This is a genomic window from Pseudomonas sp. PL-6, from assembly GCF_054110165.1.
Window position 1 is genome coordinate 3923973 of the sequence record NZ_CM134189.1, and the last position, 12893, is coordinate 3936865.

Here is a 12893-nt window from a genome sequence, read left to right on the forward strand (position 1 = left end):
TTCTCACTCATGGTCCACCTCCCGCCGCGCGGCGCGCTCGCGCAGCCATTCGCGCTGCTCGGCCAGGGCCTGCGGCCATTGGCCGTAGACATGCTCGAGCGCCGCCTCGGCCGGCGGCATGGGCGTCGCCTCGAAGGCCTCCACCGCGCGCTGCACCTCGGCCTGGCACTCGCCGACCAGGGCCTGCTCGCGCTGCGCATTCCACACGCCCTGGCTGACCAGAAAGGCCTGCAGGCGCGCCACCGGCTCCTCGCGCCAGGCCTGCTTGACCTCTTCGGCCGGGCGGTAGCGGGTGGCGTCGTCGGCGGTGGTGTGGTCGCCCAGGCGGTAGCTGAGGCACTCGATCAGGGTCGGCCCCTTGCCCTGGCGCGCCCGCTCCAGCGCCGCCTGCACCCGGTCGTACACCGCCAGCACGTCGTTGCCGTCGACCTGCTCGCCGGGGAAGCCGGCGCCGATCGCCTTCTGCGCCAGGGTCGGCGCGCCGCACTGGATGCGCCGCGGCACCGAGATGGCCCACTGGTTGTTGTTGACCACGAACACCACCGGCAGCTGCCAGGCGCCGGCGACGTTGAGCGCCTCGAGAAAATCGCCCTTGCTGGTGGCGCCGTCGCCGCAGGTGGTGACGGCGACGCGGTGCTGGCCGCGGATCTTGAACGCGCTGGCCACGCCGCAGGCGTGCAGGGCCTGGGTGGCGATCGGCACGCAGAGCGGGAAGTCCTCGGCCACCGCCGGGTCGACATAGGCGCTGCCGCGCTCGTCGCCGCCCCAGTACAGCAGGATCTCCTCCATGCGCACGCCGCGCATCACCTGCACCGCGGTGTCGCGGTAATAAGGCACCAGCACGTCGTCAGGGCGCATGGTCGCGCCGATGGCCACGCCGATGGCCTCCTGGCCGATGGTCGGCGCGTAGGTGCCGATGCGCCCGGTGCGCTGCAGGGCCACCGCCTTCTGGTCGAACAGGCGAGTCAGCAACATCTGCCGGTACAGGCGGAGCAGGAGTTCGAAGTCGTCGCTCCAGGCCGGCAGCTCGGCGCAGGGCGTGCCGTCGGCGGCGAGGTAGCGGGTATGCGGCAGTTTCGGCTGTTCGGACATGGCAGTCTCCTCGGCATCTTGTGGACACCTTGCTGGCCCCGGGCTGGTGGCCTGGGGCCGGATGCGCCGCCGCGCGGGTGGGCGTGGCGCGCGCAGCGGGCCCTCAGGGCCCGTACAGCAAGCGTTCGGCCAGGCGGTCGGCGACCCGCGCCGGGGAGCGCTTGTCGGCCTGGGCATGGGCGTAGATCTCGGTCAGACGCAGGCTGATCTGCGCCAGATGGGCGGTGATCGCCGCCGGTTCCTCGCCGCGATGGCGCAGTGCGACGTAGATCAGCCCACCGGCGTTGAGCACGTAGTCCGGCGCGTAGAGGATGCCGCGTGCCTCCAGCTCGTCGGCGATCTCCGGGTTGGCCAGCTGGTTGTTGGCCGCCCCGGCCACCGCCGCGCAGCGCAGCTGGCCGACGGTCTGGCCGTTGAGCACGCCGCCCAGGCCGCAGGGCGCGAGGATGTCGCAGGGGGTGGTGAGCAGCGCCTCGCTGGCCACCGGATGGGCGCCGAGCTGCTCCACCGCCAGCTGCACCCGGCCGGGGTCGAGGTCGCTGACCAGCAGCTCGGCGCCGGCCGCATGCAGTTCCTCGGCCAGGGCGAAGCCGACGTTGCCGAGGCCCTGGATGGCGATGCGCAGCCCCTCCAGATCGTCGCTGCCAAGGCGCGCCTGGGCGGTGGCGCGAATCCCGGCGAACACCCCCAGCGCGGTATGCGGCGAGGGATCGCCCTCGCTGGTGGTGCTGGTGGCATGGCGGGTGTGCTGGGCGATGCAATCCATGTCGACGCTGGAGGTGCCGCTGTCCATGGCGGTGATATAGCGCCCGTTCAGCGTCTCGATGAAGCGGCCGAAGGCCTCGAACAGCGCCGCGCGGTTGGCCACGTGGGGTGGACGGATGATCACCGCCTTGCCGCCGCCGTGGGCGATGCCGGCCAGGGCGGCCTTGTAGCTCATGCCCTGGGCCAGGCGAATGGCGTCGCGGATGGCGCTCTGTTCGTCGGGATAGGCCAGGTAGCGGCAGCCGCCGAGGGCCGGGCCGAGACGAGTGTTGTGGATGGCGATGACGGCCTTGAGGCCAGTGGCCGGATCCTGCGCCAGGTGCAGGGCCTCGAGGCGGGCGGCTTCCATCATGCTGAACATGGGCGAGCTCCCGGTCTGACTTTAGGCCTCAGTATAGGTGGCTGGGCGGAGACTGGACGCGGATCGGCCGAAGGGCTACAAGAGCAGGAGTCACCGGAGATAGCGATGAGCCCACGCCAAGCCTGCCTGCTGTGCCTGGAGCGCGATCCGCCCGAACCGTTCGAGGCGGCGCTGTGGGTCGCCGCCGAACACGATGGGCAAGTACAGCCGGCGCAGGTGCTCGGCGAACTGCACGGCCTGCAGCTGCAGGTCAGCGCCGGACTGCCGGCCCTGCCGGCGCGCGAACTGGCCCAGCCGCTGTTGCGCCGGCTCGCCGAACTGGACTTTCAGGAAGACGACGAAGGCGTCACCCGCCCCCGCCATGCGCTGCTCCACGAGGTGCTGCGGCGCCGCCGCGGGCAACCGCTGCTGCTGGCGCTGATCGCCCTGGAGCTGGCTCGGCGCCTGGACATCCCCCTGCAGGGGGTGAACTTCCCCGGACATTTCCTGTTGCGCGTGCCCGGCGCCGATCACCTGCTCGACCCCTGCGGCGGTCGCCGCCTGTATACCCGCGACTGCCGCGAACTGCTCTACCGCCAGCTAGGCCCGGATGTCGCGCTCAGCGCCACGCACCTGCACAGCGCCGACGCCCGCGCCATGCTGCAACGTCTGTCGCGCAACCTGCGCCTGTTGCACCTGCAGCAGGACGACGACCTGGCCGCCCTCAAGGACGCCGAACGGGTGCTGCAGATAGGTCCCGCGAGCATGGTCGACCATCTGGCGCGCGCCGACATCTACCGCAATCTGGCTTGTCCACAGGGCGAGCGCTACGACCTCGAACGCGCCCTGCTGTTGTGCGACGACGCCGCCCTGCGCCTGCAGCTGAGCCAGCGCCTGCGCACGCTGGACGTTGCGCCGGCGCTGCATTGAGCGGCGCCTGAGCGGCAAACCGCGCAACGTTCTGCAGCGCCCCGCACGATCTTTCGACCGGCCCGTGTAACTGGATATTTCCCGCCTACACTTTCGCTTGTTCGGCCTTCTGCCAACGCAGCGAACACCACGAACGCACGAATGACTCCACGAAGGGAAATAGCATGCAAAGACTCCTTGGTTTGCCGCTGTTGGCGGCCGTTCTGAGCACTGCCGGTTGCAGCAGCACCCTGGTGGCCCCCGAGCAGTATTCGGGTTTCTTGCAGGACTACAGCCGCCTGAGCGAGCAGCAATCGCCGTCCGGCGCCAAAGTGGCGCGCTGGATCGACCCGGATCTGCAGATCGCCCGCTACAACCAGCTCTTTCTGGAACCCAGCCAGTTCTACCCGCAGCCGCAACCCAGCGCCCGTCTGTCCCAGGAGACCCTGCACGGCATCACTCGCTACTTCGACACCGCGCTGCGCCGCGAGCTGAGCAAGGTCATGCCGCTCACCGACTCGCCCACGGCCGGCACCCTGGTGCTGCGCCCGGCCATCACCGCGGTCTCGGCCTCGACCGAGGGCCTCAAGCCCTACGAAGTCATTCCCATCGCCCTGGTGGTGGCCGCCGCCAGCACCGCGGCCGGCACCCGCGACCAGCAGGTGGAGATCGCCGTCGAGGCCGCGGTCATCGACGCGCAGAACAGCCGCGTCGTCGCCCAGGTGGTACGCAAGGGCAGCGGCCTGGACCTGGAGAACGACGAGCAGGTGATCAGCCTCGACAACGTCAAGCCGGTGATCGATGTCTGGGCCAACGACATGCGCCAGTCCGTCGAGCAGCTCAAGGCCAAGCGTTGAGAACCGCTCTGCCGGCACCGCTACGGATCGTCCGAGCGGTGCCGTACGCAGAATAGCTGCATTAGGGAGGCAACATGCTGGACTACTTCGCCTTGGGCGTACTGATCTTCGCCGCCGTGGTGCTGTTCTACGGCATCATCGCGATCCACGATATTCCCTACGAGATCGCGGTGCATCGCAACCACCCCCAGCAGGACGCCATTCATGTGGCGGGCTGGGTCAGCCTGTTCACCCTGCATGCGATCTGGCCCTTCCTGTGGATCTGGGCGACGCTCTACCGCGAGGATCGCGGCTGGGGCTTCGCCACCACGGCCAAGGCGGATACGGCGCGCCTGCTACAGCTGGAACAGCAGGTGGCGGCGCTCCAGGCCCGTCTGGATGCGCTGGAACAGCCACCCGCCGAAGCACCATTGGAGGCGAGGGACTGAGCCATGGACCTGCTGCTGATACTCACCTACACCGCCATCTGCGTCGCCATCTTCAAGATCTTCAAGATCCCGCTGAACAAGTGGACGGTGCCCACCGCGGTACTGGGTGGCATCGTGCTGATCGGCACGCTGATTTTCCTGATGAACTACAACCACCCCTATTCCGAGGTCTCGCGCAGCTACTTCGTCAGCACCCCCATAGTGCCGGCGGTGAGCGGCCAGGTGATCGAGGTGCCGGTGCGCGGCAACCAGCTGCTGGAAGAGGGCGACGTGATCTTCCGCATCGACCCGCTACCCTTCGAAAACCGCGTGCGCTCGCTCAAGGCCCAGCTGGTCTCGGCCAAGGGCGACCAGTTCCGCGCCAGCGAACTGGCCAGGCGCAATCTGGGCAACCGGCGCGATGTGGATATCACCACGGCGCGCGTGGACGATCTGCAGGCGCAGCTCAATATCGCCCAGTTCGAGCTGGACAACACGGTGGTGCGGGCGCCGTCGCGCGGCTACGTGACCCAGGTGGTGCTGCGCCCCGGCGTCTATGCGGTGAAGATGCCGCTGCGGCCGTCGGCGATCTTCATTCCCCACGAGGAATATTTCTACGTGGCCTGGATGCGCCAGAACAGCCAGCTGCGCCTGACCCTGGGCGACTCCGCCGAGATCGCCCTCGACGGCCTGCCCGGCCAGGTGTTCCAGGCGCGGGTCAAGCAGGTGCAACCGGTGATCGCCGAGGGCCAGGTGCAGCCGGGCGGCCACCTGATCGGCGTCACCGGCGCCATGCCGGCCGGACGCGTGCCGGTGTTGCTGGAAATCATCGACCCGGCCTTCGAACCCTACAAGGAGCTGATACCGGGCGGCGCCTATGGTCAGGCGGCGCTCTACTCCGAGCACTTCCCCCATGTGGCGATCCTGCGCAAGGTGCTCCTGCGCATGGCCGCCTGGATGAACTACATCTTCCCGTTCCACTGACGCCCGCAACCCGGCGGCGCCTGGCACAGGCGCCGCGTCATGACACAGAGGAGTCCATCATGTTCGAACCCGGCCACCTCAACCGCAAGAAACAACCCGGCATGCCGGGCGTCCCCGATTACGATATCGACGTCTACTACGAGGTGCGCCACGACCCCAAAGAGGGCGTGCTGCTGCACTTCAGGCTGTCCGGCCAGGTCGCCGGCCAAAGCGTTGCCGAGGAGTTCGACATGCACCGCGACACCGCCTTCAACTTCGCCAGCCGCCTGGCCAAGGCCGCGGTGAAGCTGGGGCTGCCGCCCAATGCCAGCCCGATCATGCGCAGCCATGGCGAGTACGACGCGATGTTCGCGGACATCCGCAAGAAGCTCAACGTCAACCCCGGTGACCCGGTGGACTTCGACCACCTGGACAAGGACGGATTCTGACCCTTTAACCAGCGCTCGTTTCCCCCCACCCACGCGCAGCGCGAGGACCGGAACATGGCCGACGCCAGCAAGAAGATGGGCCTGATCGGCCTGACCACCCTGGTGGCGGTCAACATGATGGGCTCCGGCATCATCATGCTGCCCTCGAGCATGGCCCAGCTCGGCGCGGTATCGCTGCTGTCCTGGGTGGTCACGGCGGTCGGCTCCATGGCCATCGCCTACGGCTTCGCCCAGTGCGGCATCTACTGCCCGCGTCCCGGCGGCATGTCGGCCTATAGCGAGGAAGCCCACGGCAAGTCCGCGTTCTTCCTCTGCTCCTACCTGTACTTCCTGTCGCTGGTGATCGGCAACGTGGCCATCGGCATTTCCGCGGTCGGTTACCTCACGCCCTTCTTCCCCTGGCTGGGCAGCAGCGCCGGCGCCCTGGTGCTCGGCACCATCGGCCTGATCTGGCTGACCATCCTGGCCAACCTCGGCGGCCCCAGCCTCACCGGACGCCTCGGCGCGGTGACCGTCTGGGGGGTGATCATCCCGGTGGCCGGGCTCGGCCTGATCGGCTGGTTCTGGTTCCAGCCCAGCCTGTTCATCGAGGCCTGGAATCCCAACGACCTGAAAGTGGGCGACGCCATCGCACAGAGCATCCCGCTGACGCTCTGGGCCTTTCTCGGCATGGAGTCGGCGGCGCAGAACTCCGACGCGGTGGACAATCCCAAGCGCAACGTACCGCTGGCCTGCCTGCTCGGCACCCTCGGCGCCGCCGTGGTCTACGTGCTGTCGACCAGCGTGATCCAGGGCATAGTCCCCAACCCGGAACTGGCCAACTCCAGCGCCCCCTTCGCCCTGGTCTACGCGCGGATGTTCAACGACGGCGTCGGCAACGTCATCATGGCCCTGGCGGTGATGGCCTGCCTCGGCTCCCTGCTCGGCTGGCAGTTCACCCTGGCGCAGACGGCCAAGGTCACCGCCGAACAGGGCATGTTCCCCAAACTCTTCACTCGGGTCAGCTCGCGCGATGCGCCGCTGCTGGGCCTGCTGTTCTGCGGCGTGCTGCAAAGCCTGATCGCCCTGTCGACCATCTCGCCCAACGCCAGCGCCCAGTTCAACAAGCTGGTAGGCCTGGCCGCGGTGACCAACATCATCCCCTACGTCACCTCGCTGACCGGCCTGCTGGTGATCATGCACAAGGCCCAGGTGACACCCCAGGTATTTCGCCGCAACAGCCTGATCCTGCTGGTGGCCATGCTCTACTGCTTCTACGCCCTGTACGCCTCGGGCCTGGATGCGGTGTTCGGCGCGGCGCTGGTGATGGTGGTCGGCTACCTGCTGTTCGGCGCCATCGCCAAGCGCTTCGTCGGCGCCCTCGACAGCCTTGGCCGGCCCTAGGAGACTCGGCATGTCTATTCCCTACCTGGTCCGGCTGCTACTGCTCTGTGCCTGGTTGCCGGCCATCGCCAGCGCCGCCACCCTGGAGCGCATCCACGACAGCGGCCAGCTGGTGCTGGGCTTCGTGCCCGGCAACCCGCCCTTCTCCGACGGCGACGCCCAGCAGGCCGACGGCTATGCCATCGAGCTGTGCCGCCGCGTCGCCAGTCAGGTGCAGGAGCAACTGGCGATGCCCGCGCTACGCCTGCGCTATCAACCGCTGACCACCACGGACATGCTCGACGCGGTGGCCGCCGGGCGCGTCGATATCCTCTGCGCGCCCGTGGTGGAGAGCCTGGAGCGGCGCCGCCAGGTAAGCTTCTCGCTGCCGATCTTCACCGCCGGCCTGGGCGTGGTGGTGCGTCAGGACGCACCGGCGACGCTGCTGCTGCCACTCAAGGGCGAGGCGGCGCACAGTGGCCCGACCTGGCGCGCCACCATCAACCGCGGGCTGAGCCGCCACCGCTTCGCCGTGCTCAAGGGCACGATCAGCGTCGACTGGGCGCGTACGCGCATTCGCCAGCTCGGCCTGCAATCCGAGCTGGTCGAGGTCGACAGCAATCGGGAGGGGGTCGAGCAGGTCGTCAGCCGCCGGGTCGACGCCTTCTTCGCCGACCGCCTGGTGCTGCTCAACTACCAGGCCCAGCATCCGCAAGGCGCACAGCTGTGGGTGCCGGAGCGCCTGTTCGAAGTGGAAGCGGTGGCCATGCCGCTGGCCCGAGACGACGAAGACTTCCGCCTGCTGGTGGATACCGCACTCAGCCGGCTGAACCGCTCCAGCGATGGCGAGGCGCTCTACCGCCGGTTCTTCGGCGAACTCAGCGAGCAGAGTCGGCTGATGTTGCGGCTCAACTCGCGGCCCTGAGCCCGCGCTCAGGCCGAGGCGGCCAGGCTGTGGAAACTGAAGTAGTAGCGCAGGGCGTCGACCATCTCGACGTAGTCGGCCGGCGGCGCCACCAGGGCGAAGCCGGAGTCGTAGCTGCCGGGGGTGACGTCCTCGCGGCACCACTGGCAGGTGGCGGAGAAGTCGACGAAGTGCTGGCCGTGCTGGCCGGGGATCTTCAGACGCATGTCGAAGCGCGCACCCACCAGCATCGGCAGCTGGCTGATCAGCATCAGGCCGTCCAGTGAGACATTGCCGATGGAGCCCATCGGCTTGTCGGTGATGCGGTTGAACACCTTCAGGTAATAGGGCAACTGATGGCGTTCGATTCGACGTTGGCTGCGCATGCTGGCGAATCGCTACAAGGGGCTTTGAGTATGGCCCCGAAGCCGCCGCTTAACCAGCCTCAGCCACAGCGCTCGGCGATGCGCGTGCGCAGCTGGCGACGAGCGGTGTCGGTCTCTTCATCACTGTAATAAATGCGCTCGCCGTCGGCGTCCGTGCGGTAGTAGCTGAAGCCTTCCGGAATCTGCGCCAGGCGCCGGCGCAGGTCGCGGCACTCGGCGACGCGCGCCTCGCGCTGTTCGGCCGCGGCGGCGGCAGCCTGCTGCTGCTCCTCGCGGCGGGCATCGAAGAAGCGCTGGCTGCGCGCCTCGCGCTCGCGGGTGTGCTCGTCGCGTTCGACCACCTGGGGCTTGACCTCCACCGGCTCGGCGCCGGCGCCCGGACGCTGGCCGAAATGCACGCGGCCCTGGGCATCGGTCCAGCGATAGATTTCCGCTGCGGCCAGGGCCGGCAGCAACAGGGCGACAAGCAGCAGGCTGCGCATGCTGATCCTCCGTGAACAGGTGGCCCAGCTTAAACCGCCGCGCAGCCGGCGCAAATGACTGATGATCGGCTCACAATGGCGCCGGCGTAGCCTTGGCCGGCTCCGCCGGATTGTGGTGGCCGAGCTGCTCCAGGGTCTGCAGGCGCGCGCGGGCGCGGTAGGCGTACTCGCTGGTCGGGTAGCGGCTGATGATGAACTGGTAGGTCTGCGCCGCGTCGACGAACAGGTTCTCGCGCTCCAGGCACTGGCCGCGCAGCAGCGAGATTTCCGGCTGCAGGTAGCCGCGCGAACGGCTCTTGCGTTCGGCCTTCGACAGCTCCAGGGCGACGCAGGCGCAGTCGCCATCCTCGTAGGCGCGATAGGCGTTGTTCAGGTGATGGTCGAGCGACCAACGGGTGCAGCCCGTGGCGACCAGCGCCAGGGTCAGGATGATCAGGGTTCGCATGGGCAATTCCTCCGCTGAGCAGTGTATCGACTGGCGCTGGGAAAACTGAACCGCCGCAAACCTCCGATGGGTTGTGCCGCGCCTGCCTTGGCGCTGGGCGGGCGGCTGACTAGACTGCGGCGCATCGGCCGACTCCGGCCAAGGAGCCCGCATGCCGCGCACTCGCCTGATCCCGTTCGTCGCCCTCGCCGCGCTGCTGAGCGCCTGTGCCCCCACGACGCCGCTGTTTATCGCCCAGGTCACCACCAACGAGGTGGTCGAGTACAAGGCGCTGAAGACCAAGCGCATGACCGCCGCCATCGAAGAGGAAGGCGACCTGCTCACCTACAGCGCCATGGCCATCCGCGACGCCCACAGCGACAAGGCCGAGGCCCTGTACCTGGACGGCTACCGCGACCGCCAGCTGAGCGGCGAGGTGCGCGCCATCGCCCTGTACCAGATCGGCCTGATCTACATGAACCGCTTCAACGAGCAGCGCGACGACGCCAAGGCGCTCAACTACTTCTACCGGGTGCTCAACGAGTTCCCCGCCAGCCGGGCCGCCGGCCGGGCCGAGCAACGCATCACGCTGATCCGCCAGCGCAGCCAGGAGCCGCTGCACAAGACCTCGCGCGAGCTGCTGGCGCACTGGCAGCCGAGCCAGAACCTCGACCTGTACCAGAGCAGCCTCGATCCGGACATGACCCTGCTGTCGCGCCGTGCCGTGCTCAAGGGCCGCGTCGCCGAGGCCGAGGAGCTCTACCTGCTGGGCCTGGCCGACCCGCACGTGCCGGCCGGGATCAAGGAAAAGGCGCTGTACCAGCTGGCGCTGATGCACATGGCGGCGGACAACCCCGACGCCGACCGCGCCAAGGCCATCGCCTACCTGCGCCGCCTGCTGGTGCAGTACCCGGACGGCGAGCTCAACGCCAAGGCCGCCCGCCACCTGGACATGGTGCTGAATCCGGCCGTGCGCTGAGCGGCGCCCGTCCTTCGTTCACCTCCTGGGACTAAGCTGACCCATATCAAGGCAGGCGCCGGCAAGGCGCGCTGCAATGCTCGGGTCACCCTCGCGAGGTACAGACCATGAAACTGCAACGACTGCTGGTGGTCATCGACCCCAACCGCGACAGCCAGCCGGCGCTGCAACGCGCCGCCTGGCTGGCCCGGCACAACCCGGCGCAACTGCACCTGCTGCTGGTGGACTATCACGCCGGCCTCGACGGCCGCCTGTTCGACAGTGCGATCCAGGCCAAAGGCCGCGCCGCGCTGCTGGAGCAGCACGGCCAATGGCTGGAGCAACGCATCGCGCCGCTGCGCAGCGGCGGTCTCGAGGTGCAGGTGGACATCCGCTGGGGCAAACGCCTGGACAAGGAGGTGCTGGCCAAGGTCGCCGAACTGCAGCCGGACCTGGTGCTCAAGTCCGCCGCGCACAACAGCCTGCTACGCCGCCTGCTGCTGACCGACAGCTGCTGGCAGCTGATCCGCCATTGCCCGGTGCCGCTGTGGCTGGTGCACCACGCCGAGTGGCAGGGGCGCAGCCTGTGCGCCGCCCTCGACCCGCTGCACAGCGCCGACAAGCCGGCGGCCCTGGATCACCAGCTGATCCGCACGGCCATGGAGCTGAGCCAGCGCTTCGCCCTGCAGGCCCACTACCTGCACTGCCACGCGCCGCTGCCGCGCACCCTGGTGTTCGACGCGGCGATGGTCGCCGACTACGACAACTATGTGCGCGACAGCGCGAAAAGCCACCGCGAGGCCTTCGAGCAACTGCTCGGCCAGTACCCCATCGCCCTGCCCGACACCCACCTGCTGGAGGGTTTCACCGAGGAAGTGCTGCCGCGTTTCGTGCGCGAGCACAATATCGACCTGCTGCTGATGGGCGCCATCGCCCGCGGTCAACTCGACACCGCCCTGATCGGCCACACCGCGGAGCGGGTGCTGGAGGCCGTGGAGTGCGACCTGCTGGTGCTCAAGGCGGATTCGTCACGTAGTGCAACGGAACAATGACTACAGCGAATCGCCGTAGTAGCCTCGCCGGCACATTCCATTAGGGAGTCCGCGCATGACCTTTCGCCGCACCAAAATCGTCGCCACCCTGGGCCCGGCCAGCAACTCGCCGGAAGTGCTCGAGCAGCTGATTCTCGCCGGCCTCGACGTGGCCCGCCTGAACTTCTCCCACGGCACGCCCGACGACCACAAGGCCCGCGCCCAGCTGGTGCGCGACCTGGCGGCCAAGCACGGCCGGCACGTGGCGCTGCTCGGCGACCTGCAGGGGCCAAAGATCCGCATCGCCAAGTTCGAGAACAAGCGCATCGAGCTCAAGGAAGGCGACCTGTTCCGCCTGTCCTCCAGCCACTCGCGCACGGCCGGCACCCAGGACGTGGTCGGCATCGACTACCCGGCGCTGATCCAGGACTGCGACGTCGGCGACGAGCTGCTGCTGGACGACGGCCGGGTGGTCATGCGCGTCGAGCTCAAGGGCGCCGACGAGCTGCACTGCCGCGTGCTGATCGGCGGCCCGCTGTCGGACAACAAGGGCATCAACCGCCGTGGCGGCGGCCTCACCGCGCCGGCGCTGACCGAGAAGGACAAGGTCGACATCAAGCTGGCCGCCGAAATGGACCTGGACTACCTGGCCGTGTCCTTCCCGCGCGACGCCGCCGACATGGCATATGCCCGCCGCCTGCTCAGCGAGGCCGGCGGCACGGCCTGGCTGGTGGCCAAGATCGAGCGCGCCGAAGCGGTGGCCGACGACGAGACGCTGGACGGCCTGATCCGCGCCAGCGATGCGGTGATGGTGGCTCGCGGCGACCTCGCCGTGGAGATCGGCGATGCCGAGCTGGTCGGCATCCAGAAGAAGATCATCGCCCACGCCCGCCGCCTGAACAAAGCGGTGATCACCGCCACGCAGATGATGGAGTCGATGATCCACAGCCCGATGCCGACCCGCGCCGAGGTCTCCGACGTAGCCAACGCCGCGCTGGACTACACCGACGCGGTGATGCTGTCGGCCGAGAGCGCCGCCGGCGAATACCCGGTAGAAGCGGTCGAAGCCATGGCCCGCGTCTGCCTCGGCGCGGAAAAGCACCCGACCAGCCAGAAGTCCAGCCACCGCATCGGCCGCACCTTCGAGCGCTGCGACGAGAGCGTGGCCCTGGCCACCATGTACACCGCCAACCACTTCCCGGGCGTCAAGGCCATCATCAGCCTGACCGAGAGCGGCTACAGCCCGCTGATCATGTCGCGCATCCGCTCGTCGATCCCGATCTTCGCCTTCACCCCGCACCGCGAGGCGCAGGCCCGCGTGGCGCTGTTCCGCGGCGTCTACACCGTGCCCTTCGACCCGGCCGCACTGCCGGCCAACAAGGTCAGCCAGGCGGCGGTGGACGAGCTGCTCAAGCGCGGCGTGGTCGAGCCCGGCGACTGGGTGATCCTGACCAAGGGCGACAGCTACCACGGCACCGGCGGCACCAACACCATGAAGATCCTGCATGTCGGCGATCCGATGGTTTAAGGCACAGCTGAACGCGAAAGGCCGCTCGAACGAGCG

15 protein-coding genes are annotated in these 12893 nt (G+C 68.4%); 10 read left to right on the forward strand and 5 right to left on the reverse strand.

The features are described from left to right. Positions 1-3: 3 nt before the first annotated feature. Positions 4-1092, reverse strand: a complete 1089-nt coding sequence (pdhA, locus tag ACW9UL_RS16850; protein WP_457787722.1) for a pyruvate dehydrogenase (acetyl-transferring) E1 component subunit alpha — start codon at positions 1090-1092, stop codon at positions 4-6. 103 nt (positions 1093-1195) lie between these two features. Beyond that, positions 1196-2218: a Leu/Phe/Val dehydrogenase gene (locus tag ACW9UL_RS16855; protein ID WP_457787723.1), complete on the reverse strand. Its 1023-nt coding sequence runs from the start codon at positions 2216-2218 to the stop codon at positions 1196-1198. A 105-nt stretch (positions 2219-2323) separates the two neighbouring features. Here ACW9UL_RS16855 and ACW9UL_RS16860 point away from each other — a divergent pair, with 105 nt between their 5' ends. The 7 genes from ACW9UL_RS16860 (at position 2324) to ACW9UL_RS16890 (ending at position 8069) form a co-directional block, all read left to right on the forward strand. Further along, positions 2324-3127 carry a SirB1 family protein gene (locus ACW9UL_RS16860; protein ID WP_457787724.1) on the forward strand — a complete coding sequence of 268 codons (804 nt, stop codon included), beginning with the start codon at positions 2324-2326 and terminating at the stop codon, positions 3125-3127. Between the two features lie 164 nt (positions 3128-3291). Beyond that, on the forward strand, positions 3292-3963 hold the full coding sequence (locus tag ACW9UL_RS16865) for a DUF3313 domain-containing protein (RefSeq protein WP_457787725.1): 672 nt from the start codon (positions 3292-3294) through the stop codon (positions 3961-3963). A 74-nt stretch (positions 3964-4037) separates the two neighbouring features. Then, the gene (locus tag ACW9UL_RS16870) at positions 4038-4391 is read left to right on the forward strand and encodes a DUF3302 domain-containing protein (RefSeq protein ID WP_457787726.1); all 354 of its coding nucleotides are present in this window, start codon (positions 4038-4040) and stop codon (positions 4389-4391) included. 3 nt (positions 4392-4394) lie between these two features. Further along, entirely contained in the window at positions 4395-5354 is a 960-nt protein-coding gene (locus tag ACW9UL_RS16875) for an HlyD family secretion protein (protein ID WP_457787727.1), read from the forward strand. A gap of 59 nt (positions 5355-5413) precedes the next feature. Then, positions 5414-5782, forward strand: a complete 369-nt coding sequence (locus tag ACW9UL_RS16880) for a DUF5064 family protein (RefSeq protein WP_122108731.1) — start codon at positions 5414-5416, stop codon at positions 5780-5782. A gap of 54 nt (positions 5783-5836) precedes the next feature. Beyond that, the gene (potE, locus tag ACW9UL_RS16885) at positions 5837-7165 is read left to right on the forward strand and encodes a putrescine-ornithine antiporter (protein WP_122108732.1); all 1329 of its coding nucleotides are present in this window, start codon (positions 5837-5839) and stop codon (positions 7163-7165) included. A gap of 10 nt (positions 7166-7175) precedes the next feature. Then, positions 7176-8069: an amino acid ABC transporter substrate-binding protein gene (locus ACW9UL_RS16890; protein ID WP_021442480.1), complete on the forward strand. Its 894-nt coding sequence runs from the start codon at positions 7176-7178 to the stop codon at positions 8067-8069. 8 nt (positions 8070-8077) lie between these two features. Here ACW9UL_RS16890 and ACW9UL_RS16895 read toward each other — a convergent pair whose 3' ends face one another. From ACW9UL_RS16895 to ACW9UL_RS16905, 3 genes are all read right to left on the reverse strand, one after another. Next, the gene (locus ACW9UL_RS16895; protein WP_021442481.1) at positions 8078-8434 is read right to left on the reverse strand and encodes a PilZ domain-containing protein; all 357 of its coding nucleotides are present in this window, start codon (positions 8432-8434) and stop codon (positions 8078-8080) included. Between the two features lie 59 nt (positions 8435-8493). Further along, the gene (locus ACW9UL_RS16900) at positions 8494-8916 is read right to left on the reverse strand and encodes a DUF4124 domain-containing protein (RefSeq protein ID WP_457787728.1); all 423 of its coding nucleotides are present in this window, start codon (positions 8914-8916) and stop codon (positions 8494-8496) included. 70 nt (positions 8917-8986) lie between these two features. Further along, positions 8987-9361 carry a tetratricopeptide repeat protein gene (locus ACW9UL_RS16905; protein ID WP_021442408.1) on the reverse strand — a complete coding sequence of 125 codons (375 nt, stop codon included), beginning with the start codon at positions 9359-9361 and terminating at the stop codon, positions 8987-8989. A 151-nt stretch (positions 9362-9512) separates the two neighbouring features. Here ACW9UL_RS16905 and ACW9UL_RS16910 point away from each other — a divergent pair, with 151 nt between their 5' ends. The 3 genes from ACW9UL_RS16910 (at position 9513) to pyk (ending at position 12857) form a co-directional block, all read left to right on the forward strand. After that, entirely contained in the window at positions 9513-10319 is an 807-nt protein-coding gene (locus ACW9UL_RS16910; RefSeq protein WP_457787729.1) for a tetratricopeptide repeat protein, read from the forward strand. A 107-nt stretch (positions 10320-10426) separates the two neighbouring features. Beyond that, positions 10427-11350 (forward strand): universal stress protein, encoded by a 924-nt coding sequence (locus tag ACW9UL_RS16915; RefSeq protein WP_397498320.1) that lies wholly within the window; start codon positions 10427-10429, stop codon positions 11348-11350. A 55-nt stretch (positions 11351-11405) separates the two neighbouring features. After that, positions 11406-12857, forward strand: coding sequence for a pyruvate kinase (pyk, locus tag ACW9UL_RS16920; protein ID WP_021442405.1), 1452 nt, complete (start codon positions 11406-11408; stop codon positions 12855-12857). The last annotated feature ends 36 nt before the right edge of the window (positions 12858-12893 follow it).